This is a genomic window from Zafaria sp. Z1313, assembly GCF_050563205.1.
GTDB lineage: Bacteria > Actinomycetota > Actinomycetes > Actinomycetales > Micrococcaceae > JAZDCJ01.
The window spans coordinates 31,441-52,818 of record NZ_JBNWUK010000005.1 but is presented as its reverse complement, the minus strand read 5'-3'; the positions used below and the strand labels follow the sequence as shown (position 1 = coordinate 52,818).

General features: G+C 73.2%; 22 protein-coding genes. 8 read left to right on the top strand and 14 right to left on the bottom strand.

The genetic code is table 11. The features are described from left to right. Positions 1–246 precede the first annotated feature (246 nt). The 3 genes from ACQ3I4_RS07000 to ACQ3I4_RS06990 all read right to left on the bottom strand — a co-directional run bounded on the left by ACQ3I4_RS07000 (position 247) and on the right by ACQ3I4_RS06990 (position 3,651). On the bottom strand, positions 247–1,449 hold the full coding sequence (locus tag ACQ3I4_RS07000) for a hypothetical protein (protein ID WP_329860408.1): 1,203 nt from the start codon (positions 1,447–1,449) through the stop codon (positions 247–249). Between the two features lie 79 nt (positions 1,450–1,528). Beyond that, the gene (locus ACQ3I4_RS06995) at positions 1,529–2,623 is read right to left on the bottom strand and encodes a 4-hydroxy-3-methylbut-2-enyl diphosphate reductase (protein ID WP_329860409.1); all 1,095 of its coding nucleotides are present in this window, start codon (positions 2,621–2,623) and stop codon (positions 1,529–1,531) included. Between the two features lie 98 nt (positions 2,624–2,721). Continuing rightward, positions 2,722–3,651 carry a hypothetical protein gene (locus ACQ3I4_RS06990; RefSeq protein WP_430633199.1) on the bottom strand — a complete coding sequence of 310 codons (930 nt, stop codon included), beginning with the start codon at positions 3,649–3,651 and terminating at the stop codon, positions 2,722–2,724. 111 nt (positions 3,652–3,762) lie between these two features. On the opposite strand from ACQ3I4_RS06990, the gene xseA reads away from it, so the two are divergent. After that, positions 3,763–5,076 (top strand): exodeoxyribonuclease VII large subunit, encoded by a 1,314-nt coding sequence (gene xseA / locus ACQ3I4_RS06985; protein WP_430633198.1) that lies wholly within the window; start codon positions 3,763–3,765, stop codon positions 5,074–5,076. Beyond that, positions 5,073–5,318 carry an exodeoxyribonuclease VII small subunit gene (locus tag ACQ3I4_RS06980; protein ID WP_430633197.1) on the top strand — a complete coding sequence of 82 codons (246 nt, stop codon included), beginning with the start codon at positions 5,073–5,075 and terminating at the stop codon, positions 5,316–5,318. Before xseA ends, ACQ3I4_RS06980 begins: the two co-directional genes overlap by 4 nt. A gap of 10 nt (positions 5,319–5,328) precedes the next feature. Here the strand turns inward: ACQ3I4_RS06980 and ACQ3I4_RS06975 are convergent, their stop codons facing one another. The 7 genes from ACQ3I4_RS06975 to ACQ3I4_RS06945 form a co-directional block, all read right to left on the bottom strand. Then, on the bottom strand, positions 5,329–6,213 hold the full coding sequence (locus ACQ3I4_RS06975; RefSeq protein ID WP_329860417.1) for a polyphosphate kinase 2 family protein: 885 nt from the start codon (positions 6,211–6,213) through the stop codon (positions 5,329–5,331). A 104-nt stretch (positions 6,214–6,317) separates the two neighbouring features. Beyond that, a complete protein-coding gene (locus ACQ3I4_RS06970; RefSeq protein WP_329860418.1) occupies positions 6,318–7,538 on the bottom strand; it encodes a pyridoxal phosphate-dependent aminotransferase in 1,221 nt (406 codons plus the stop codon). A gap of 181 nt (positions 7,539–7,719) precedes the next feature. Then, positions 7,720–8,694, bottom strand: a complete 975-nt coding sequence (locus ACQ3I4_RS06965; RefSeq protein WP_430633196.1) for an ABC transporter substrate-binding protein — start codon at positions 8,692–8,694, stop codon at positions 7,720–7,722. Further along, a complete protein-coding gene (locus tag ACQ3I4_RS06960) occupies positions 8,691–9,374 on the bottom strand; it encodes an ABC transporter permease (protein ID WP_329860420.1) in 684 nt (227 codons plus the stop codon). The genes ACQ3I4_RS06965 and ACQ3I4_RS06960 overlap by 4 nt, the downstream gene beginning before the upstream one ends. Continuing rightward, positions 9,371–10,201, bottom strand: coding sequence for an ABC transporter permease (locus ACQ3I4_RS06955; RefSeq protein ID WP_329860422.1), 831 nt, complete (start codon positions 10,199–10,201; stop codon positions 9,371–9,373). The genes ACQ3I4_RS06960 and ACQ3I4_RS06955 overlap by 4 nt, the downstream gene beginning before the upstream one ends. Beyond that, positions 10,201–11,169 (bottom strand): ABC transporter ATP-binding protein, encoded by a 969-nt coding sequence (locus tag ACQ3I4_RS06950; RefSeq protein ID WP_430633195.1) that lies wholly within the window; start codon positions 11,167–11,169, stop codon positions 10,201–10,203. Before ACQ3I4_RS06950 ends, ACQ3I4_RS06955 begins: the two co-directional genes overlap by 1 nt. Then, the gene (locus ACQ3I4_RS06945) at positions 11,166–11,639 is read right to left on the bottom strand and encodes an NUDIX hydrolase (protein WP_430633194.1); all 474 of its coding nucleotides are present in this window, start codon (positions 11,637–11,639) and stop codon (positions 11,166–11,168) included. The genes ACQ3I4_RS06950 and ACQ3I4_RS06945 overlap by 4 nt, the downstream gene beginning before the upstream one ends. Before the next feature lie 69 nt (positions 11,640–11,708). Between ACQ3I4_RS06945 and ACQ3I4_RS06940 the strand changes: the two genes are divergently transcribed. Beyond that, entirely contained in the window at positions 11,709–12,212 is a 504-nt protein-coding gene (locus ACQ3I4_RS06940; protein ID WP_329860427.1) for an Lrp/AsnC family transcriptional regulator, read from the top strand. 85 nt (positions 12,213–12,297) lie between these two features. Here the strand turns inward: ACQ3I4_RS06940 and ACQ3I4_RS06935 are convergent, their stop codons facing one another. Continuing rightward, the gene (locus tag ACQ3I4_RS06935; protein ID WP_329860428.1) at positions 12,298–13,539 is read right to left on the bottom strand and encodes an MFS transporter; all 1,242 of its coding nucleotides are present in this window, start codon (positions 13,537–13,539) and stop codon (positions 12,298–12,300) included. 157 nt (positions 13,540–13,696) lie between these two features. Here ACQ3I4_RS06935 and ACQ3I4_RS06930 point away from each other — a divergent pair, with 157 nt between their 5' ends. The 5 genes from ACQ3I4_RS06930 to ACQ3I4_RS06910 all read left to right on the top strand — a co-directional run bounded on the left by ACQ3I4_RS06930 (position 13,697) and on the right by ACQ3I4_RS06910 (position 18,650). Further along, on the top strand, positions 13,697–14,176 hold the full coding sequence (locus ACQ3I4_RS06930; protein WP_329860429.1) for an Lrp/AsnC family transcriptional regulator: 480 nt from the start codon (positions 13,697–13,699) through the stop codon (positions 14,174–14,176). 73 nt (positions 14,177–14,249) lie between these two features. Continuing rightward, a complete protein-coding gene (locus ACQ3I4_RS06925) occupies positions 14,250–16,010 on the top strand; it encodes a tetratricopeptide repeat protein (protein ID WP_329860430.1) in 1,761 nt (586 codons plus the stop codon). Between the two features lie 48 nt (positions 16,011–16,058). Continuing rightward, positions 16,059–16,460: a hypothetical protein gene (locus tag ACQ3I4_RS06920; protein WP_430633193.1), complete on the top strand. Its 402-nt coding sequence runs from the start codon at positions 16,059–16,061 to the stop codon at positions 16,458–16,460. Between the two features lie 47 nt (positions 16,461–16,507). Then, positions 16,508–18,004, top strand: coding sequence for a sensor histidine kinase (locus ACQ3I4_RS06915; protein WP_329860433.1), 1,497 nt, complete (start codon positions 16,508–16,510; stop codon positions 18,002–18,004). Beyond that, positions 17,982–18,650, top strand: a complete 669-nt coding sequence (locus ACQ3I4_RS06910) for a response regulator transcription factor (protein WP_329860434.1) — start codon at positions 17,982–17,984, stop codon at positions 18,648–18,650. The genes ACQ3I4_RS06915 and ACQ3I4_RS06910 overlap by 23 nt, the downstream gene beginning before the upstream one ends. A 94-nt stretch (positions 18,651–18,744) precedes the next feature. On the opposite strand, the gene ACQ3I4_RS06905 is transcribed toward ACQ3I4_RS06910, so the two are convergent. The 3 genes from ACQ3I4_RS06905 to ACQ3I4_RS06895 all read right to left on the bottom strand — a co-directional run bounded on the left by ACQ3I4_RS06905 (position 18,745) and on the right by ACQ3I4_RS06895 (position 21,323). Further along, positions 18,745–19,221: a hypothetical protein gene (locus tag ACQ3I4_RS06905; protein WP_430633192.1), complete on the bottom strand. Its 477-nt coding sequence runs from the start codon at positions 19,219–19,221 to the stop codon at positions 18,745–18,747. Between the two features lie 163 nt (positions 19,222–19,384). Next, the gene (locus ACQ3I4_RS06900) at positions 19,385–20,644 is read right to left on the bottom strand and encodes a phosphotransferase (protein ID WP_430633191.1); all 1,260 of its coding nucleotides are present in this window, start codon (positions 20,642–20,644) and stop codon (positions 19,385–19,387) included. 10 nt (positions 20,645–20,654) lie between these two features. Next, positions 20,655–21,323, bottom strand: a complete 669-nt coding sequence (locus ACQ3I4_RS06895; RefSeq protein ID WP_430633190.1) for a hypothetical protein — start codon at positions 21,321–21,323, stop codon at positions 20,655–20,657. Positions 21,324–21,378: the final 55 nt, after the last annotated feature.

Below are 21,378 nucleotides of genomic sequence, written 5' to 3'. Positions count from 1 at the left end.
GCCTGCACTCGACCACACTTCGACGCCGTGGGAAGTCCGGCGCTCGTAGCTTCGGGGACGTCCAACGCGCCGACCACCGCAACCACCAGCGGCCCCGGTTCCGCCGACGCCGCCTGACCACGCCCGCCCGACTCCGCCCACCACTTCGGCTACCGGCTCGCAGCTTCCGGTGGAGAAACTGCAGCTTGTCGACGAAACCGTGTCCAATGGACGTCGATTCGTCGAAGGGCGGACGATTGGGATCGGTCAAGCACTCCGGGCCGACGGGCCGGACGCCGTCGCTCGTCCCGGCACGTCCACGGCACTACCGCGTGAGCGCCGCGGAACACCATTCCCGCTCAAGATGTTCTCGAAGGTCGCGGGATTCATCGCCTCCGTCCAGGTCCAGCGGAACACATGGAGCCCGCTCCGCTTCAGCAACTCCTCACGGCGCTTTTCCTCCCGCCGGACCTCGGCCTCGCTCCGCCCGCTCATCATGGAGGGCTCGGAGTACTTCACTTGGCCGTCGAACTCGCCGATGAGGCGGGCCCGTGGCCAATAGAAGTCCGTCCGCGCCTTTGATCCGTCGGACAACGTGAATTCGTGCTGCTCCACCGGCGTCTCGAAGCCAAGCTCCCGAATCCCGACGCGGCTGAGTGATTCACCGGCCGACTCGGCCAGGCCGCTGGACAAGGCAAGGCGATCCCGAAACCTGTCCCTCGCGGTCGGCGAACCCAACGAATCGGCCGCATCGACCAAGACTCCAAAGGCCTCCGGAAGTCCCCGGTCCCCCGCCCGCAGTTCGTCGTAACGACGCCGGAACGAGTCAAGGACAACCACTGCCCCGGGCAGCTCCTGGGTGGCGGCTTGCTCGACCACCGTTGGAACGAGTGCAGCCACGGCGAAGCCGTCGACATCCTCGACGGCGTGCTTCCGAAAGTGGCGCTTGACCTCGGCCGCGCCGCCCAGTGCCAGTCTCGCCTGAGGACTCAGACGGGCTTTGGAGACCAACCCCGGCGTGGTCCTCCCGCCCGTAGGACGCGAGGTCATGACGTGGAGGGCGGTCGGCGTAGTCATCATCGAAACCTTCCAGAGGAACAACGCCGTTGGGCCGCAGAAGACAGTGTCCGGCCGGGCTGCCGCGTGGGCAGCCAGCGACAACCCGTAGCGGTCCCACGCCGTCAGCCCCGACCACTCGTCGGCCGGAAAGTAGTAGCCGGGCCGAACCCTGACGAGACGCTCCTCCGCATACGCACGGGCCAGCTTCCGCGGCGATTCCGTCAGGAGCCGATGACCGTTCCACAGCGCCAGTGCCCTACCCATGCATCCAGCGTCGCCGATTCCGGAGCCCCTCCGTGGCGAGGGCCTTCCGTTGTGGAAGACACTCCGAATCCGCCGCCTGTGGAGGACAAGTCCCCCAGTGAAACGTCTCTCAACATCTCGTTCGACAAACTGCAACATCTCGACCAAACCGCGTCCATCGGACGACGATCCGTCGAGTACCTGCAGTTTCGCGGGAGGGGCCAGCCGGGCCGCGCGGGAAGGGCCCCTAGTTGTTCGGGCGGGAGCCGCGGCCGCCGAGGCCGCTCAGCGGGTCGCCGCTCTCCTTGAGCTTGGCGCGCAGCTCCTTGGGCAGCGAGAACAGGATGTCCTCCTCGGCCGTGACGACCTCCTCGGCCTCGCCGAAGCCGTACTCGGACAGCAGGGCCAGGACGTCGCGCACGAGGACCTCGGGCACGGAGGCCCCGGACGTCACGCCCACGGTCGACACGCCCTCGAACCAGGCCTCGTCGACCTCGTCGGCGAAGTCCACGCGGTAGGAGGCCTTCGCCCCGTACTCCAGCGCCACCTCGACGAGCCGCACCGAGTTGGAGGAGTTCGCCGAACCGACGACGATCACCAGGTCCGCCTGCGGGGCGATCTTCTTGATGGCCGCCTGCCGGTTGGACGTGGCGTAGCAGATGTCGTCGCTCGGCGGATCCTGCAGCTTCGGGAAACGTTCGCGGAGAATGGCCACGATCTCCAGCGTCTCGTCGACGGACAGCGTGGTCTGCGAGAGCCAGATCAGCTTCTCCGGATCGCGCACCTGCACGGTCCGCGCCTCCGCCGGGTTGTTCACGATGGTCGTGGCCTCCGGCGCCTCGCCATAGGTGCCCTCGACCTCCTCGTGCCCCTCGTGCCCGATGAGCAGGATCTCGTTGTCGTTCTTCGCGAAGCGGACGGCCTCGCGGTGGACCTTGGTCACGAGCGGGCACGTCGCGTCGATCGTGCGCAGCTGGCGCTCCTCGGCGGAACGGACGACGGCGGGGCTCACCCCGTGCGCGGAGAAGACCACGAGCTCGCCCTCGGGGACCTCGTCCGTCTCCTCGACGAAGATGGCGCCGCGCTCCTCGAGCGTCTGGACGACGTGCTTGTTGTGCACGATCTGCTTGCGCACGTAGACGGGAGCGCCGTAGTGCTCGAGCGCCTTCTCGACGGCGATGACCGCGCGGTCGACGCCCGCGCAGTAGCCGCGCGGGGCCGCCAGCAGCACGCGCTTGGGTCCCTCGACGGGGACGGCCGCGGCGATCTCCTCTGGAGTACGACGCCGGCGCGGCACCCTGGGCAGCGGAAGGGCGACGGGGACCGTGGTACTGGCAGACATGCCTTCGATTCTAGCCGTTCCGGCCGGGGTCGAGGCAGGACGGGCATCACGTCCACGCTCTGGGCTGAACCGGCAGGCTTCTGGGGTGGACCGGGGAGCTACGCGGCCGTGCCCGCCGCACGGCGCTCGGCGATCCGGGAGCCCGCGGCCCACAGCAACCCCACGACGGCGACGGCAGCGGCGGCGGCGCCGAACTGCCAGAACAGCCCCGTGGCCTGTTCCCCGAGCGAGGCCCCGACGGCCCGCAGGAGGGAGGCACCCAGGTCCGCGTCCGGCGTCGTACCCACAGCCCCGGCCAAGGCGGAGGGCCACGTGGACGCCCACCACGCGAGTCCCGCGGCCAGGAGCGCTCCCGCCAGTCCGCCGGCGACGAGGGCACCACCGCGTCGGCCCGGCGGCGCGAGCAGGAGGCCCAGGAGCCCGGCAAGTCCCGCCACGGCGGCGGCCCACGGCCAGGACTCGGCGAGGGCGAGCTGTTCGGCCGTGGTCTGCGGCCGCGCCTGGTCCTGGCCCAGGACTCCGAGGTCGATTCCGACGTCGGGTTCGGGGTCCAGCCCGGAGAGGAGCCCGCCGAGGCGGAACCCCTCCGCCGCGGCCTGCAGCCGTTCCACGCCTAGCGAGGCCAGGGGGCCGAGCTCGAAGCGCAACTCGGCCTGATCGAGCTCGCCCGCCCCGACCTGGTTCAGACGTTCGACGTAGCCCGCCCGCGAGGCGTCGGCGGCCTCGACCCACGCGTCGGTGAAGCCGGGATCGTCGAGGATCCCCGAGACGGCGTCCTCGACCGCCCCCTCGACGGCGGGCTGCAGGAGCGAGGGGATCTGGACCTGGACCGGGAGCTGGTCCAGCACGACGTCGACGAGCCGGCCCGGCAGCTCGGCGCGGACGCCGGGATCGGCCGCGAGGTCGGCCGCCAGCCGGCGCACCGGTTCCGGGGTGTTGGCGGCCCGGTCGATGCCCGAACCGAGGACGGCCACCGCCGCGAGGACCGCCGCGATCAGCGTCAGGAGAAGCGAGAAAAGGGTACGCATGGCGGCTTCCTTCCGGGTCGGCGCGGGTGCATCGCCCGTTTTGTCCCACCTTACTGATAGGAATGATGGCGGGATAGCTGATACGGGCCGCACGGCCCGGACGGGAGCAACGTGGATTCTGGCGCGACGGACACGGTGGGCGACGGCCCGGGGCAGCCGCGCGTGCTGCCGGCGACGGCGGCCGAGACGACGCCGGAGGACCCCTGGCCCCTGCGCGTCTTCTCCGAGAAGCTCAAGGCCCACATCGAGCGCTCCCCCGAGGTCTGGATCGAGGGGCAGCTGCTCGAGGCCAACGTCCGCAACGGCCACGCGTACCTGACCATGCGGGACGTCGACGTCGAGTACTCGCTGTCCGTGAACGTGTGGGCGTCCGTGATGCGCACCCTCAAGGACCGTCCGGAGGTCGGCGCGCGCGTCGTGGCGCGCGTGAGGCCCAACCTGTACCTGAAGACGGGGCGCCTGTCGATGACGGCCTCCGACGTGCGCCCCGTGGGGCTGGGCGATTTGCTGGTGCGGCTCGAGAAGTTGCGGCAGGCGCTGCAGGCGGAGGGGCTCTTCGATCCGGCGCGCAAACGCCCGCTGCCCGTGCTGCCGCACCGGATCGGGCTCGTCACGGGCCGCGACTCCGACGCCGAGAAGGACGTGCTGCGCAACGCGGCGCTGCGCTGGCCCGGCGTCGAGTTCGAGGTCCGCAACACCGCCGTCCAGGGCGTGAACGCGGTCCGCGAGGTCATCGCCGCGCTGCGCGAGCTGGACGCGAATCCGGAGGTCGACGTCATCGTGATCGCCCGCGGCGGCGGCGCGCTGGAGGACCTGCTGCCGTTCAGCGCCGAGGAGCTCGTGCGCGCGGTGGCCGCGGCCTCCACACCGGTCGTCAGCGCGATCGGCCACGAGGCGGACCGCCCCATCCTCGACGACGTCGCCGACCTGCGCGCCTCGACTCCCACGGACGCGGCGAAGCGGATCGTGCCGGACGTCGCCGAGGAGCGCCAGCGCATCCAGAACGCCCGCGAGCGGCTGGACCGCGCCGTGAACCACCTCGTGGAGCGGGAGGCCCAGCGGATCGACGCGCTGCGCTCCCGCCCCGTCATGGCCCAGCCGGACGGCATGGTGCAGGTCCGCGCCGAGGACGTGGAACGATTGCGCGGCCGGGCGTTCTCCTGCATCCAGTCCGCCGTGGTCCGGGGGTACGACGCCGTCACGCACCTCCGTGCGCAGGTCCGGGCCCTGTCCCCGCAACAGACCCTGGACCGCGGCTACGCGGTCCTCCAGCTCGCCGAAGGCACCGTGGTCCGCGACGCCGGCCAGGCGCCGCCGGGCACCCACGTCGGCGTGCGCCTGGCACGCGGCTCGCTCACCGCGGCCGTCGAGGCGAGCACGCCGGCACCGACCACCACCGATCCCTCGGAAGGGGACCCCTCATGACCGAATCCACGCAGTCCTCCGCCGACGACCGCGACGCGGACGTCGCACAGCTCAGCTACGAGCAGGCGCGCGAGGAGCTCGTCGCCGTCGTCTCCCAATTGGAGGCCGGCGGGGCGAGCCTCGAGCAGTCGCTCGCCCTCTGGGAGCGCGGCGAGGCCTTGGCCGCGCGGTGCGAGGCGTGGCTCGAGGGCGCCCGGCAGCGGCTCGAGGCCGCACGGGCCCAGAACGACGCGGACGCCTGACCCGGCCCGTTCAGGACGCCGCCAGGCGGGCCTTCTGCTCCTCGACGTCGAAGTCGGCGGGCGGCCACTGCGGGTCGAGCTCGGTCAGCGCGTCGATGAGCAGTTGCTGCACGGCGATGCGGGCGTACCACTTCTTGTCCGCGGGGACCACGAACCACGGGGCGTCCTCCGTGTGGGTCCGCTCGATCGCGATCTGGTAGGCGTCCATGTAGTCGTCCCAGTACTCGCGCTCGTCGATGTCGCCGGGATTGAACTTCCAGTACTTGTCCGGCCGTTCCAGCCGCTCGGCGAGGCGTGCGCGCTGCTCGTCCTTGGAGAGGTGGAGCATGACCTTGACGAGCTTCGTGCCGCCGGCGACGAGCCCGGCCTCGAACTCCCGGATGGCGCCGTAGCGGCGTTCGATCTCCTCCGGTGACGAGAAGCCGCGCACGCGGTGGATGAGCACGTCCTCGTAGTGGGAGCGGTCGAAGACCCCGATCATCCCCGGCCCGGGCAGCTCGCGTTCGATCCTCCACAGGAAGTCGTGGCGCTTCTCCTCCTCGGTGGGCGCCTTGAACGCGTGGTGCTTGACGCCCTGGGGGTCGACGGCGCCGATGACGTGCCGGACGATCCCGCCCTTGCCCGCGGTGTCCATCGCCTGGAGGACCAGGAGGACGCTGCCCGTGAACCCGCCCGTGCGCGAGGCCGCGAAGAGCCGTTCCTGCAGATCACCCAGCTGCCCGTCCTCGATCGCGAGCCTCGCCTGGCCCTCGGCCTTGCCGCCGGGGTAGCCGGGTTTGGAGTCCGGGTCGACGTCGGCGAGGCGGAAGCCCTCCCCCACGCGCAGGGCGCGGCCGGGGCCCACCTCGAAGTCGACGGATCCGTTGCCGTCCTGGTCGGTGTCTGTGGATGCCATGGCCCCATCATGCCACCGGCCCCGCCGCCGCGGGTGGAAGGAACCCGGACGCATCGCGCTGCCGTCCGACAGAATCCGCCGGGCTCAGACAGGGTCTGCCGGGCTCAGACGGATTCGCGCAGGTCCTCGAGGAACTCGGCGATCCGGCCGATGGCGTCCTCGAGGTCCTGGACGGCCGGGAGCGTGACGAGCCGGAAGTGGTCCGGGGCGATCCAGTTGAAGCCCGTGCCCTGGGTGATCAGGAGCTTCTGCTGCTTGAGCAGCTCGAGCGCGAACTTCTCGTCGTCCCGGATCGGGTAGACCTCGGGGTCCAGGCGCGGGAAGAGGTACATGGCGCCCATGGCCTGCTGGACCGAGACGCCGGGGATGTCGCCCAGCAGCTTGTAGGCCATGTTGCGCTGGTCCAGGAGCCGCCCGCCGGGCAGGATCAGGTCGTTGATGGACTGGTAGCCGCCGAGGGCGGTCTGGATGGCGTTCTGCCCGGGCACATTGGCGCACAGGCGCATGTTCGCGAGGAGGTTGATGCCCTCGATGTAGTCGGCGGCCTGGTGCTTCGGCCCCGAGATCGCCATCCAGCCGGCGCGGAATCCGCACACCCGGTAGGCCTTGGACAACCCGGAGAAGGTCAGCACGAGGACATCGTCGGAGAGCCCGGCCGTGTTGTAGTGCACGGCGCCGTCGTAGAGGATCTTCTCGTAGATCTCGTCGGAAAAGACGATGAGCGAGTGCTTGCGCGCGAGCTCGAGCATGCCCTCGACGATGTGCTTGGGGTACACGGCGCCGGTGGGGTTGTTCGGGTTGATGATCACGAGGCCCTTGGTGCGCGGGGTGATCTTCGCGGCGATGTCCTCCAGGTCCGGCAGCCACCCCTCTTCCTCGACGGTGAGGTAGTGCACGGGGGTACCGCCGGCGAGGGACACGGAGGCGGTCCACAGCGGGTAGTCGGGCGCGGGGATGAGGACCTCGTCGCCGTTGTTCAGCAGCGCGTTCAGGCTCAGCGTGATGAGCTCGGAGACGCCGTTGCCCAGGTAGACGTCGTCGACGCCGATCGTCTGGATGCCGCGCGTCTGGTAGTACTGCGAGACGGCGGTGCGGGCTGAGAGGATGCCGCGGGAGTCGGAGTAGCCCTGGGAGTGCGGGAGGTTCCGGATCATGTCCACGAGGATCGCGTCGGGCGCCTCGAAGCCGAACGGGGCGGGGTTGCCGATGTTCAGCTTCAGGATGCGGTGGCCCTCGGCCTCCATGCGCTGGGCGTGCTCCAGCACGGGTCCACGGATGTCGTAGAGCACGTTGTGGAGCTTGGAGGACTGCTTGTACTGGGGCATCCCCCTAGCTTCTCACAGCGTCCCGGGGGCGCCGGAGAGCTGTGGCGAATGCGACACGCCGGGGCGGGCGGACGGCGCCCGTGCCAAGGGACGAGTCCCGGACGGCCCCCGGGAGCTCGGCTCCGGGGCGGGGTACGACGCAGGGGCGGCCGGCGCGCTCGTGGCGCCGGCCGCCGTCGGGCTACTGGATGAAGCCCTTCTCCCGCAGCCACTCCTCGGCGGCCTCGGCGGGCTCGAGCTTGGCGTCGCCGGACACGGCCGAGTTCAGCCCGAGGAGGTCCTCGGTGCTCAGCTGGCGCGAGACGTTGTTCAGCACGTCGGCGGCCTCCTGCCCGATGACCTCCGTGTTCACGAGCGGCAGGACCTGCTGGGCGATGAAGTTGTTCTTCGGGTCCTCGAGGACCACGAGCGCGTTCTCGGCGATCGAGGGGCTCGTCGTGAAGATGTCCGCGACCTGGACCTGGTCGCTGATGAGCGCCTGCACGGTCAGCGGGCCGCCGCCGTCGGCGATCGGCTCGAAGGACTTGGGGGTGCAGGAGTACTTCTCGGCGAGGCCGGGCAGGCCGTAGGCGCGTTCCTGGAACTCCGGCGGGGCCCCGAAGACCAGCTCGTCGCACACCGCGGCGAGGTCCTCGATGGAGGTCAGTCCGTACCGTTCGGCGGTGGCCTGGGTGACGACGAGCGCGTCCTTGTCCTCGGCGGAGGACGCCTCGAGGACGCCGAGGCCCTCGGGGAGGGCGCCGCCGAGCGCGTCGATGATCTCGTCCGCGGCGACGGCCGTGGCGGATGCGTCGAAGAAGAGCAGCAGGTTGCCCGAGTAGTCCGGGACGACGTCCGCGCTGCCGTCCTGGACGGCGCCGACGTAGGCCTCGCGCGCGCCGATGCCCGGCGTGGTCGTCGCCTCGATGTCCGCGGCGTTGAGCGCGCCGGCATAGAGCTCGGCGATGATCTGGCTCTCGGTGAAGTCGGCGGATCCGATCACGAGCGGCCGGTCGACGCCGGAGCCCGTGGCCTGGGGGCCGTCGCCCTCGAGGGGGTCGCCGCCGCTGCAGGCCCCGAGCGTGAACGCGAGGGCGAGCGCGGAGGCGCCGGCGAGCAGGGTACGGCGCCGGCGCCCGGCCCCCGTGGCGGGTCCGTGGTGTACGTTGCGGTTCATGCTCTTCCTCCTGTGGTGGTGGCCAGTCCTGGCGACACGGCCAGCCGCTGGATCGCAGCCAGCACTGCATCCACCACCATAGCCAAAACGGCGATGACGAGGGCACCCCCGAGCACTTGTCCGTAGTCGCGCACGGCGAGCCCGTCCATGAGGAAGCGGCCCAGGCCGCCGAGGTTGATGACGGCGACGACGGCGACGGTCGCGATGATCTGCAGCACGGCGAGGCGCAGCGCACCCATGAGCACGGGAAGCGCGTTGGGGACCTCGACGCGGAACAGCACCTGGGTTTCCGTCAGGCCCATGGCGCGGGCGCCGTCGACGACTGCATGCGGCACCGCTGCGATCCCGGCGGCCGTCCCGGCCAGCAGCGGCGGGACCGCGAGGAGCACGAGCGCCCAGATCGGCGGCATGATCCCCAGCGTGCCGGACAGCAGGATGAAAAGGGTCACCATGCCGAGGGTCGGCAGGGCGCGGAGCATGCCGGCGAGCGCGACGACGGCGACGCGGCCGCGGCCCGTGTGGCCCACGTAGAGGCCGATCGGCACGGCGATGGCGAGGGACAGGGCGAGCGCGAGGCCCGTGTAGGCGAGGTGCTCGGCGACGCGCGCGCCGATGCTCCCGGGACCGCTGAGGGTCCCGGGCTTCGCGAGCCAGTCGAGGAACTGCGCCCACGGGCTCATGCCGCGGGCCCCGTCCGCCGTCCGCCCGGCGCGGCGGGGTCGCCGGGCACGCCGGGGCCGCCTGGTGCCCCCTCCGCACCTGGAATCCCCGCCACCGTCGCGCGGGAGACTCCCGAGGCGGTCGCGCCGGGCATGACCGAGGCGGTCGCGGCGGTCGCGGCCCCCGGCCCGGGGCCGCTGCGGGCGCGGGCCCAGGGCGTGAGGAGCCGCTGCAGCGCTACGAGGACGAGGTCCATGGCCAGGGCGAGGACCAGGGTGGCCGCGATCCCGACGACGATGAGCTCCGGGTAGTTCCTCCGCAGCCCTTCCATGAACAACGTCCCGAGGTTCTCGATGCCGATGAGCGCGCCGACGCTGACGAGAGAGATGTTGCTGACGGAGACGACGCGCAGGGCGGGGAACAGCACGGGCAGGGACAGCGGCAGGTCGACGGCGAGGAAACGGCGCACGGGCCGGTAGCCCAGGGCGTCGGCGGCGCGGAGGATCGCCGGGTCCACGGATTCGAGCGCGTCGGCGGCGCTGCGGACCAGGAGCGCGATCGCGTAGAGCGTGAGCGCCACGATGATGTTCAGGGGGTCCAGGATCCGCGTGCCGAGGACCGCGGGCAGCGCCACGAAGAGCGCGAGCGAGGGGATCGTGTAGAGCAGCCCGCTCAACTGGATGACGGTGCTGCGGGCCGCGCGGCGGCGGCGCGTCCCGTCGGAGCGGATCATCCGCGCCACGGGGATGGAGACGAGCGCGGCGAGCAGGAGCGGGATCACCGCCTGCGCCAGGTGCGCCGCGGAGAGCTCCGCGACGCGGTCCCAGTTCCGGCCGAGCCACTGCATCAGCGGCCGGCCTCCGCGTCGAGCGCCGCTGCGACGTCGGCCAGGGTCGCGACGCCGGCGGGGCGCCCGGCGGCATCCTCGACGACGGCGATCCGGGCGGGCTCGGCGAGCAGGGCGTCGAGGACGGAACGCAGGGACGCGCCGCGCGCGAGGCGCGGCACCCGGGCGAGCGCCCCGGCGTCGTACCCGGAGACGGGCCGCAGCGTCAGCTCCTCCGCGCCGCGGAACGCGAGCGCCCGGAAGCCGCGGTCCCGGCCCACGAAGCGGGCCGTGAACCCGTCCGCGGGCGCCGAGAGGATCTGCTCCGGCGGGGCGAACTGGTGCAGCACTCCCCCGGCCCCGAAGACCGCGACGAGGTCGCCGAGCAGGGTGGCCTCGTCGATGTCGTGGGTGACGAACACGATCGTCTTGGACAGTTCCCGCTGTAGCCGCAGCAGCTCCGCCTGCAGCTCGGCGCGGACCACCGGGTCGACGGCGCTGAACGGCTCGTCCATGAGCAGGATCGGCGGGTCCGCGGCGAGCGCCCGGGCCACGCCGACACGCTGCTGCTGGCCGCCGGAGAGCTGGGCCGGATAGCGGGCCCCGAGCGCCGGGTCCAGGCCCACGCGTTCCAGCAGGCCCGCCGCGGCCCTGCGCGTCTCGCCCTTCGACGCGCCCAGCAGGCGCGGCACGGTGGCCACGTTGTCCGCGACCGTGCGGTGCGGCATGAGCCCGCCCTGCTGCATGACGTAGCCCATCGAGCGGCGCAGCTCGTGCGGGGCCGTCCGCGACACGTCCCGGCCATCGACCTCGATCGTGCCCGAGGTGGGGTCCACCATGCGGTTGATCATCCGCAGCGAGGTCGTCTTGCCGCAGCCGGACGGCCCGACGAAGACCGTCGTCCGACCCGCCGGGACCTCGAGGGTGAGGCCCGAGACGGCGGGGGCACCGGCGTCGTACCGCTTTTCCACGTCCGTGAAGCGGATCATCCGCGGGCCCCCTCGTAGAGGGCGATGGCCTGGTCCACGCGTGAGGTGCGCTCGAGCCGCGACAGCTCCTCGAGCGGGAACCACGCGGCCTCGCTCGTCGTCCCGCCGACCTCGTGCCGCAGCCCTCCGCCGACGATCTGGGCCGAGTACATCACGGCCACGGTCTGCAGCGGGCGCCCCTCGCGCCCGAGCCGCGCTGCGGCCGGCACGTGGCCCGAGTCGACGCCGAGCAGGCCCGTGAGCCGGACCTCGTACCCCGTCTCCTCCGCCACCTCGCGCACCGCCCCGTCCTCGATCGACTCGCCGAGCTCCACGCCGCCGCCGGGCAGCGTCCAGCGCGGTGCGAACTCCGGGCGCGTGGAGCGCATGTCCCACAGGGCCAGGAGAATCGAGCCGTCGCGGACCACGACGCAGTACGCGGCCAGCCGCGTATCGAAGGCCCGCCGGGAAGACGGTGGTTTCCCAGTCATGGACGACAGCGTACCCGCCGGTACCGACGCCCGGGGGCGCAGCGGACCGGGCTGTGGTGGAATATCCCCATGCCTGCCCCGCACCAGCCCCCGGCCCCGGTCCCGCTCGACGCCGTCGACCGCCGCATCCTCGCCGAGCTCATGGCCGACGCGCGCATCAGCAACGCGGCGCTCGCCCAGCGGGCCGGGATCGCGCCGTCGACCGCCCTGCTGCGCACGCGGCTGCTCGTCGAGCGCGGCGTGATCGGCGGCTACCACGCCGAGGTCTCCCTGCCCGCCGTCGGCCGCAGCGTCCAGGCGCTCATCGCCGTGAAGCTGCGCATCCACGACCGCGTGGAGATCGACCGCTTCACCACGAAGATGCCGCGCCTGCCGGAGGTGCTCTCGATGTTCCACGTCTCCGGAGCCACGGACTACCTGCTCCACGTGGCCGTGGGCTCGACCGAGGCCCTGCGCGACTGGGTCCTGGACAACCTGGCCACCGATGCGGCCGTGGGGCATACCGAGACGACGCTCGTGTTCGACCACGTCAAGGGCCAGGACGGGCCGCTGTCCGGGCCCTCCGGCGAGTAGCTCGGCGGCCGAGCACCACCGGCCGGGCACCACCGGCCGGGCACCACCGGCCGTGCGCTACCGAACGAGGTCTACCGGCCGGATGCTACCGCCCGCGGCGGCGCCACGCGACGGCCGCCGCGGTGGCGAGGCATCCGGCCCCGATGGCGCCGGCGAACCAGGCCACGGCGGACGGCAGCCCCACGATCCCGGCGGCGAGGCCCAGCCCCAGGACGGGCAGCGCGCTGCCGAGGTACGTCACGACGTACACCGTGCTGACGACCTGCGCGTGCTGGCGGGCCGGTACGGCCGCTGCGACGTCGTTGAACGCGGCCCGGAACGCGGCCCCCTGGGCGGCGCCGGCGAGGAGGCTGGCCGCGATGAGCAGCGGCAGCGAGGCGAGCGCTCCGGCGAGCGCGATCAGCACGGTCCCGAGCCCCATGAGCACGAGGGCGGCGGGCAGCAGCCGCCGGTGGGCGGTGCCGAGCAGCTGGCTGGCCGCGGAGGCGGCGAGCACGAGCGCGGCGAGCAGGCCCGTCGCGGGCCGTGCCTCGATCCCGAACAGCGCGGCGAAGTATCCGGGGGCCAGCGAGAGGCTGAAGCCGAAGAGCGCGAAGCTGAGGAAGCCGGTGACGGCGGCCGTCCAGAACTGGGGGCGGGCCTCGGCGGAGAGCACGAGCCGGCGCGGGCGCAGCACGCGCGGGGCGGCCCGCCCGGGGGCCGGCTCGAGCGCGGGGCGGGCGCGCAGCAGCCACAGCGGCGCCAGCACGGCCGCGAGGACGGCGGAATGGACGAGGAACGGGGTCGTGGTCGGGGCGGGGAACTGGCTGAGCAGCCCGCCGGCCACGGGGCCTGCGGCGACGCCGCCGGCCGAGGCGAGCAGGGTCAGCCGGCCCGCCCACTCGGGGTGGCGCGGCAGCAGCTCGCGCAAGGCGGCGCTGCTGGCGCCCGTGGCGAGGGCGACGGCGGCGCCCTGCAGCACGCGCCCGGCCACGAGGGCCTCGAGGGAGGGTGCGAACGCGAAGACGAGCCCGCCGGCGATGCCTCCGAGCACGGCGAGGACGAGGGCCGCCCGCCGTCCGATGTGATCGGACCAGTGCCCGTAGAGGACCAGGCCGGCGATGAGCGCCAGGACGTAGGAGGAGAAGGCGAGCGTCACGGCGAGCGGGCCGAGCCCGAGCCGGGCCTGCAGGAGCGGGTAGACGGGCGTGGCGAGGTTGGCGCCGATGAGCAGCAGGGCCATCACGGTGCCGGTGAGCACGAGGCGCGTGCGGACGCCTGCGTCCCAGGCGCCGCGCTCGGCGGGCTGCTCCGCGGCGCGCATGCGCAGTTCGTTGATCACCGTCATGGTGGGTCCTCCTCGGTGGCTCGCCCGCGCCCGGGATCCTCCGTGCGCGCGACAACGTCCAGTGTGCGCTTCGCTTGACGACGATGCGGCGCACTGCATGGCAGGATTGATCATGGTGATCAGAATCGGCACCGAATGTGACGCAAGGGGAATCACGATGAGCACGTGGGACGACCTCGAACTGCGCCTGCTGCTGGCCCTGCTGGCCGAGCCGCGCGCACAGATCGGCGAGCTGGCCGCCGCGCTCGGCGTGGCCCGGAACACCGTGCAGTCCCGGCTGCGCCGCCTCGAGCGCGCGGGAGTGCTGCGCGACGGCGGACGCGACGTGGACCTCGCCGTCCTGGGCTTCGACGTCCTGGCGTTCATCACGATCGAGGTCGCCCATCGGGAGCTCGACGGCGTCGTCGCCTCGCTGCGCGGGATCGAACAGGTCCTGGAGGTCCACGAGATCTCGGGTCGCGGCGACATCTGGTGCCGGGTCGCGGCGCGGGACACCCACCACCTGCAGACCGTGCTGCGGCAGATCCTGCGGTTGCGCGGCGTGATCCGCACGGAGACCTCGCTCGCGCTCAGCGAGCACATCCCCTACCGGGCCCGCCCGCTCCTGCGCCAGCTGATTGACGGGGGCAGGCAGTAGGCTGGAAAAACGTCCCGCGGGGAGCCCTCCGCTCCCCGCGACCACCGCGCGATCCTTGAGGAGGCGCCCCGTAGTGTCCGCACTGGCCGGTCGCCTGAACGGCATCCTGTCCTCGCCTCCGCCGCACCCGCTCTCCGCTCCGGAGTCCGCGCGGGGCTGGCTCGAGCTCGCCTACGAACGCGCCTACGCGGAGGACCACGCCGGCGCGGTCGCGGCCGCGGAGGCGGGCCTCGCCCGGCACCCCGGGACACCGGATCCCGGCATCCTGGACACCGTGCTGGCCTTGTGGGGCATCGCGGCCTCGGTACGGCACATGGACGGGGACGACGCCGGGGCCACCGCCGCCGCGCAGCGCCGGCTCGGTCTCCTCCGGGGCGCGGGACGCCACGCCCAGGCCGACCTCGAGGCAGACCTCGGCCCCTTGCTCTTCCGCGAGCCCGAGGAACCGGAGCTGCCGCTGCTGCAGGCGGCCCTGGCCACGCACCAGGCCGCGGGGGCCCCTCCCGAGGTGCTGGCCGACGTGAGGCTGCCGCTCGCCGTCGTCCGCTTCGAGCGCGGCGACCCGGAGGCGGCCGCGGAACTCGAGGACTGCGTCGATGCCTACGCGGCCGGCGGCCGCACCGAGAGCCAGGCCGGTGCCCTGCTGTACCTGGCCCACGGCTACGCCAAGCAGGGCCGGCCCTCCGACGCCTTGCGCTCGGCCGAGCAGCTGCTGCGGCTCGAGGCGAACCGGGCCATGCGCGGGGCGGTGTGGATGGTCAAGGCCACGGCGCACTCCGAGCTCGGGCACGAGCTCGAGGCGGAGGGCTGCGCCGTGCGCGCGCTCGAACTGTACGCGGGGGCCGGCGTGCGCAAGGGCGCGGTCTCCGCGGCGGCCCTCGTGGCCAACCTGGCCTCGCAGTCCGGGGACACCGAGGCGGCCGTGCTGGCGTGGCGGATCGCCGTGGAGCAGGCGGAGCGCGGCGAGTTCGACGAGACGTGGGCCGTGCGTCTGGCCCTGGGCAACCAGCTGCTGGAGGCCGAGGAGTTCCTGCTGGCCGAGGAGGTCCTCTCCTCGCTCGCCGGTTCGCTCGAGGCCGTCAACCGCCCGGCGGACCAGGCCCGGGCCCTGATGTCGCTCGGACACTGCCTGCGCCACCAGGAGCGCGGCGCCGAGGCGCTCGAGGCCTGGGCACGGGCGGAGCGGCTCTTCGAGCGCAACGGCGAGGAGGGCGAGGCCTCCCGCGCGGCCCTGACCGCCGGGACCCTGGTCTCCCGCGACGGCGACGTGCGGGACGCGCTGGCCTCGTTCGAGCGCGCCGTGGGCCTGGCCCGCCGCGCGGGCGAGGACGATCCCGGGGCTCTTCCGCAGGCGCTGCACGCCCTGGGCCACGGACTCTGCGAGACCGGGGACGCCGACGGGCTCGCGGCCCTCGAGGAGGCCGTGATGCTCGCCGACGCCCACGGGGCGCAATGGCACGCGGCCGACTTCCGCGACACCCGGGCGCGCAGCCTGTGGGCTCTGGGGCACGGGACGGAGGCCGTCGCCGCGGCGCTCGAGGCCGCGGACCTGTTCAAGGAGGCCGGGGACCCGGACGCCTCGGGCAATGCCGAGCTGTTCGCCGCGCACGTGCTCGGCGGAACGGGACGTAACGACGAGGCCGTGCGCCTGTACCGGCTGACGGCCGCCGAGCACCACGAGAGCGTGGCCCACGTCTACGCGGCGCAGCGCGGTCTGGCCGACGTCCTCGCCGCCATGGGCCTGCCCGTCCAGGCGCGCGAGGCACGGGAGGCCGCGGAGCAGGCGCTGCGGGACGCCGGAGTGGAAGCCCCCGGGGACGGGCCGGAGGCCTAGCGTGCGCTTCTCATCTTCATCTCATGTGCGGTGCGTTTAATGATGTCCATGGCCCCGCGCAGCATCCAGCCCTACCTGACCGCCATCGTGGCCGTCGCCGTCCTCGCGGTCGGCTTCATCCTGGGCAGCACGCTCGCCGATCCCCGTCCCGTGGACCTCGGCCCCGCGGTCAACCACAGCGGCGCCCCCGCCGGGGGAGGCAACGGCAGCCCGTCGGAGCCGTCGTCCACCGAGGCACCGGCCCCGTCGTCCTCCGCCACCGGCTCCGGCACCCCGGACCCCTCGCCGTCGCCCTCGAGCTCGGCCCCTCCCACGCCCGCACCGACGACCCAGCGCCCGGCGCCCCCGCGCACCGCCGTCCCCGTGCGGCCCGCGCCGCCGGTCGAGTACGACGACGATGATGACGACGACGATGACGATGACGATGACGATGACGATGACGACGATTGACCGGCCCCAGCAGGGCCCGTCCTCCCGCCGGGGATGCGCGGGGACCGATGCCTGAGCGCGCGCGGAGCAGGGGCCGGGGCGATTCGATGCTCGTCCGCGGCTCGGTGGGGGCGCGGTTGCTGACGTCCATGATCCTGCTGGCGCTCCTGACGCTCGTCGTCGCCGGGGCCACCTCCTACGGCCTCCAGCGCAGCCAGGTCGCGGCGCGCATCGACGACTCCCTCGCCCGCTCCGTCCGCGAGTTCCGCGTACTCGCCGAGGGCGGCGTCTCACCGGAGACCGGGCAGCCGTTCACGCTCGCGGAGGACCTCGTCTACCTCGCGATGCAGCGCACGCTGCCCGCCGCCAACGAGGGGCTCATGGCGCTGAACCCCACGGGCGTGCGCTGGCAGGCCCCCGAGTCCGTGTCGCTGCGGCTCGAGCAGGACCGGCAGCTCGTCGACGCCGTCATCGGCGCCGGGGCTCCCGAGCGCGTGACGCTGCACAACCTCACCACGACCGCCACGAACTACCGGCTGGTCGTGCTGCCCGTCCAGCTCGAGGGCGACGAGGCTCCCATGCTGTTCGTCCTCGCCTACGACTCCGAAGCCGAGCTCGCCGAGCTCAACCAGTCCTACGCCGTGTTCTTCGGCGCCGGGATCGCCGCGCTGATGCTCGCGACCCTGCTCGGCGGCTTCCTGGTCTCGCGCCTGCTGCAGCCGCTGCGGCAGCTGCGCACCACCGCCGAGAACATCACGGAGCACGACCTCGACCGGCGGCTGACGGTTTCCGGAACGGACGACCTCGCCGACCTGTCCCGGACCTTCAACCACATGCTGGACCGGCTCCAGGCCGCGCTCGGCTCCCAGCGCCAGCTGCTCGACGACGTCGGGCACGAACTGCGCACCCCGATCACCATCATCCAGGGCCACCTCGAGCTTCAGGACAACAACGATCCCGAGGACGTGGCCCAGAGCCGGGCGATCGCGCTCGACGAACTGGACCGCATGGGGCTGCTCGTGGAGGACCTCGTGACGCTCGCGAAGTCCGACCGCGCCGACTTCGTCCAACACGGCACGGTGGAGCTGGACCACCTGCTCGACGACGTCGTGGACAAGGCCGCGGCCCTCGGCGAGCGGCGCTGGATCGTGGAGCAGCGCGGCCACGGCACCGTGCAGCTGGACCCGCGCCGGATCACCCAGGCCATGCTGCAGTTGTGCCAGAACGCGGTGAAGTTCTCCGCCGATGGCTCCACCGTGGCCCTCGGCTCAGCGCTGCTCGGGGACACCCTGCGGCTCTGGGTCCGCGACGAGGGCGTGGGCATCCGCCCCGAGGACCGCGAGGAGATCTTCCTGCGCTTCGCGCGCGGCTCCAACGGCAGCCGCGCGGAGGGGTCCGGCCTCGGCCTGACCATCGTCGACGCCATCGCCGCAGCGCACGGCGGTACCGTGAGCGTGCAGTCGACGCCCGGCGTCGGTTCGACCTTCTACCTGGACCTGCCCGCAGGCGGCAGCGACGCACCGGAGACCGAAAGGCAGGCCCGTGAGCCAGATCCTGATCATTGAGGACGAGCAGCGCATCAGCTCGTTCGTATCCAAGGGGCTGCGCTCCGCCGGCTTCCAGCCCACCGTGGCCGAGACCGGGCAGGAAGGGCTGTACCTGGCACAGACCGGGGACTTCGAGCTCGTCGTCCTGGACCTGGGGCTGCCCGACCTCGACGGATTCGAGGTCCTGCGGCAGATCCGCGCCGGGCACAATGACGTGCCGGTGGTCATCCTGACGGCCCGCTCGAGCGTCGACGACACCGTGCAGGGCCTCGAGAACGGCGCCGACGACTACATGGCCAAGCCGTTCCGCTTCGAGGAGCTGCTCGCGCGCGTCCGGCTGCGCCTGCGCCCCGAGGCCAACGGGGCCGGACAAGACCGGCTCGAGCACGAGGGCCTGGTCCTGGACCTGCGCTCCCGCCGCGTGGAGGCCGACGGGCAGGGCGTGGACCTCTCCGCCCGGGAGTTCGCACTCGCCGAGGCGTTCCTGCGCAACCCGGGACAAGTGCTCAGCCGGGAGCAGCTGCTCTCGAGGGTCTGGGGCTACGACTTCGACCCGGCCTCGAACGTCGTGGACGTCTACGTGCGCTACCTGCGCAACAAGCTCGGTGCCGACCGCTTCGAGACGGTCCGGGGCATGGGCTACCGCCTCGCTTCGAAGGCCTGACGCGGCCGGGTTCCTCCCCCACGCACGAAGGCCGCGGCGGCCGGGTTCCCTGGGGGGAGGAACCGGGCCGCCGCGGCGGGAGGGTGTCCGGGGATCAGTCGGCGGAGCCTGCGCTGGGGGCGCTCTGGGCTGAGGCTGCCGAGGCCGGGGACACCGGGCTCACGGGGCTTGCTGCGGAGACGGGGCTCGCAGGCGAGGCCGGGCTCGCCGCCGACGCCGGGCTGGCGGGGCTCGCGGCGGACGCGGGGCTGGCCGGGCTGGCCGGGCTCGGCGCGCTGGCCGGGGAGCCGGGGCTGGCCGGGCTGGCCGGGGAGCCGGGGCTGGCCGGCGAGGCGGCGGAGGCGCCGCGCTGCGTGAAGTCGCTGTCCTTCAGGGTCGCGGGCGTGATCTCGGCGGCGGGCTCGCGGGCGGGCTGCGTCGCCGTTCCACCTTCTGCGGCCGGCGCGACCTGGATGCCGGACCCGAGGTCCTGCGTACCGTTGAAGAGGTCGGTGTCGGCCACGGCGGCCCCGGCTCCGACGGCGACGACACCGAGCGCCCCGGTGATGGTCCAGAAACTGCGGTTCTTCATGATGTCCTCCGTGATCCGTCCGGCCCCTGCGGGCCGGTGGTGGCTTCTGCTTCCCTTCCAGTGTGGAGAGCGGGAATGAGAGCAAGAGGAGAACCGGATGAGAAGGCTCTCATCTGAGCCGCGGCGCCCGGCGCGCGGCGGCAGTCCCGGGGAACGCCCCGGATCAGAGGCGCTCGAGCAGCGCTTCGGCCGCGGCGAGGCGGGCCCTGGCCGAGGGCTCCCACCCCGTCGTCCCCGGCGTGCGTGCGCCGGCGACGAGCGAGACCGCCACGGCCGCGGCCCGCGTCCACAGCGCGCGCCGGTCGACGCCGTCCTCGAACGCCGCCCCGAAGCGTTCCACGGCGGCGGGCACGTGCACATACCGGGCGTCGACGGCCGGGAGGACGGCGAGGTGGCCCAGGAAGCACGCGAGGTCGTCGACGCGGTGGCCGGGCCCCACCGAGTCGACGTCGAGCAGGCCGGAGACGCGGGAGCCGTCCATGAGCAGGTTCGCCTCGTAGAAGTCGCCGTGGGAAGGCACCACCGGTCCGCGGTCCGTGGAATCGAGCAGCCGCCCGAGCCGGGAACGGAGGCGGCCGATCCGCTCCTCGTGCGCGGGCAGCGCGACGGCGGCCGCGGAGGCGTAGTGCCGCAGCCGGTCCGACCACGCGGGACGCCGGGGCAGCTCGAGCACCTCCGGCGGGAGGCCGTCCAGGAGCGCGGTCAGTTCCGCCGGATCCACGCCGGCCGCCCCGTCGGACAGCAGGGAGCGCGAGAGCGGGACGCCGGGCGCCTCGCCGAGCGCCACGACGTCCAGCACCGGGTCCCCGAGCGGGCGCGGAACGGGCAGGCCCGCCGCGGCCAGGAGCGTGTGCCGGTGGTGCAGCTCGGCTGCGAGCGGCGGCCGCATGACCTTGAGGTAGACGCGCCGGCGCACGGAGAGGGGGCCGGGGAGGACGAACTCCGCCCGCAGCACGGCGCGGCGCAGCGGCCGGTAGGTGACGGTCTCGATCTTCTCCAACCGCCCCTCGGCGCCCCAGTGCCCGGCCACGCGCTCGGGCGAGGCGGCGAGCGCGAGTCCCGGAAGCCGCGGATCGTCCGGATGGCGCCACAAGTGCACGGTGAGCGATCCGGCGTCGGACTCCTCCCCGGCCGGCACCTCGACGGACACGGTGCCGGGAACGGGGCCGACGGGCTCGGTGGTCAGCCCAATGAAGCCCCCGCCGCGTTCCCACGGCAGCTCGTAGAGGGCGCTGATGCCGGCCCCGGGCCGGTGCTGGAGCTGGACCTGGAGCGGCGGGGCGGGGCAGGCGGCCGGCAGTCCGTCGGGGGCCGGACGCTCCTGGGCGAGCGCGGCGTCGATGAGCTCCGCGGCATGTTCCTGGAGGAACGCGAGCTGGCGGTCCTCCGGCCAGCCGGAGGATCGGGGCGCCGGAACCGCCACGGTCCCGGGATCAGGCGCGGCGGCGCTGCAGCACGGCATCCAGGTTGATGCGCGGCTGCTGCGGACGGGCGGGTGCCACGGTGGCGACGGCCGTGCGGCCCGCGGCCTGCTCGGCCGATTCGGCCACCTTGACGCGGGTGTCGGCGAGGATGCTCGTGACGTGCTGCGGCTTCTTCTGCTCCGGGACGGGCAGCGGGGCGGGGGCCGGGCGCTCGGCCTTCGCGGCGGAGACGTAGGCCGGGCGCGGGACCTCGACGGGATCCCACGTGGCGGACGCGGTGCCCGCGGCGACGCGACGGGCCTCGGCGCGCAGCTCGGTGAGCGTCGGCACGGACTCGGCCGGACGGGCCGGTTGGGCGTCGAAGAGCTCGGTTTCGCGCCGCGGCGCCGGCGCGGGCACAGCGCTCATGGCCTCGGCGAAGGCCGCCTCCATGCGGGCCAGCGAACGGCGTCGGCGGCTGCGGACGGCGAGCGCGCGCAGGGCGACGAAGCTCGCGACGGCCAGGGCGAGGGCGGCGAGGGGGAGGACGCCGGAGACGACGCCCGCGAGCGCGAGGATCCCGGTCACGGGGAAGGCGAGGAGCGAGACGGCTCCGGCGCCGGCGACCGCGAGGCGGTCGTAGCGCAGACGCAGGGGCGCGGTCCGGGCAGCTGCGGGACGGGGTGCTGCGGTGGCCATGGTCTTCCTCCGTGGGCGGGCTGGGCGTGTGGAGCGCCGTTCCGCGGGGGGCGCG

What these genes read in the sequence shown, in the direction of transcription:
- ACQ3I4_RS06995 (WP_329860409.1), bottom strand. Translation starts at nt 2,623, where the DNA reads ATGTCTGCCAGTACCACGGTCCCCGTCGCCCTTCCGCTGCCCAGGGTG.
- ACQ3I4_RS06990 (WP_430633199.1), bottom strand. Translation starts at nt 3,651, where the DNA reads ATGCGTACCCTTTTCTCGCTTCTCCTGACGCTGATCGCGGCGGTCCTC.
- ACQ3I4_RS06980 (WP_430633197.1), top strand. Translation starts at nt 5,073, where the DNA reads ATGACCGAATCCACGCAGTCCTCCGCCGACGACCGCGACGCGGACGTC.
- ACQ3I4_RS06975 (WP_329860417.1), bottom strand. Translation starts at nt 6,213, where the DNA reads ATGGCATCCACAGACACCGACCAGGACGGCAACGGATCCGTCGACTTC.
- ACQ3I4_RS06970 (WP_329860418.1), bottom strand. Translation starts at nt 7,538, where the DNA reads ATGCCCCAGTACAAGCAGTCCTCCAAGCTCCACAACGTGCTCTACGAC.
- ACQ3I4_RS06965 (WP_430633196.1), bottom strand. Translation starts at nt 8,694, where the DNA reads ATGAACCGCAACGTACACCACGGACCCGCCACGGGGGCCGGGCGCCGG.
- ACQ3I4_RS06960 (WP_329860420.1), bottom strand. Translation starts at nt 9,374, where the DNA reads ATGAGCCCGTGGGCGCAGTTCCTCGACTGGCTCGCGAAGCCCGGGACC.
- ACQ3I4_RS06955 (WP_329860422.1), bottom strand. Translation starts at nt 10,201, where the DNA reads ATGCAGTGGCTCGGCCGGAACTGGGACCGCGTCGCGGAGCTCTCCGCG.
- ACQ3I4_RS06950 (WP_430633195.1), bottom strand. Translation starts at nt 11,169, where the DNA reads ATGATCCGCTTCACGGACGTGGAAAAGCGGTACGACGCCGGTGCCCCC.
- ACQ3I4_RS06945 (WP_430633194.1), bottom strand. Translation starts at nt 11,639, where the DNA reads ATGACTGGGAAACCACCGTCTTCCCGGCGGGCCTTCGATACGCGGCTG.
- ACQ3I4_RS06940 (WP_329860427.1), top strand. Translation starts at nt 11,709, where the DNA reads ATGCCTGCCCCGCACCAGCCCCCGGCCCCGGTCCCGCTCGACGCCGTC.
- ACQ3I4_RS06935 (WP_329860428.1), bottom strand. Translation starts at nt 13,539, where the DNA reads ATGACGGTGATCAACGAACTGCGCATGCGCGCCGCGGAGCAGCCCGCC.
- ACQ3I4_RS06930 (WP_329860429.1), top strand. Translation starts at nt 13,697, where the DNA reads ATGAGCACGTGGGACGACCTCGAACTGCGCCTGCTGCTGGCCCTGCTG.
- ACQ3I4_RS06920 (WP_430633193.1), top strand. Translation starts at nt 16,059, where the DNA reads ATGGCCCCGCGCAGCATCCAGCCCTACCTGACCGCCATCGTGGCCGTC.
- ACQ3I4_RS06915 (WP_329860433.1), top strand. Translation starts at nt 16,508, where the DNA reads ATGCCTGAGCGCGCGCGGAGCAGGGGCCGGGGCGATTCGATGCTCGTC.
- ACQ3I4_RS06905 (WP_430633192.1), bottom strand. Translation starts at nt 19,221, where the DNA reads ATGAAGAACCGCAGTTTCTGGACCATCACCGGGGCGCTCGGTGTCGTC.
- ACQ3I4_RS06895 (WP_430633190.1), bottom strand. Translation starts at nt 21,323, where the DNA reads ATGGCCACCGCAGCACCCCGTCCCGCAGCTGCCCGGACCGCGCCCCTG.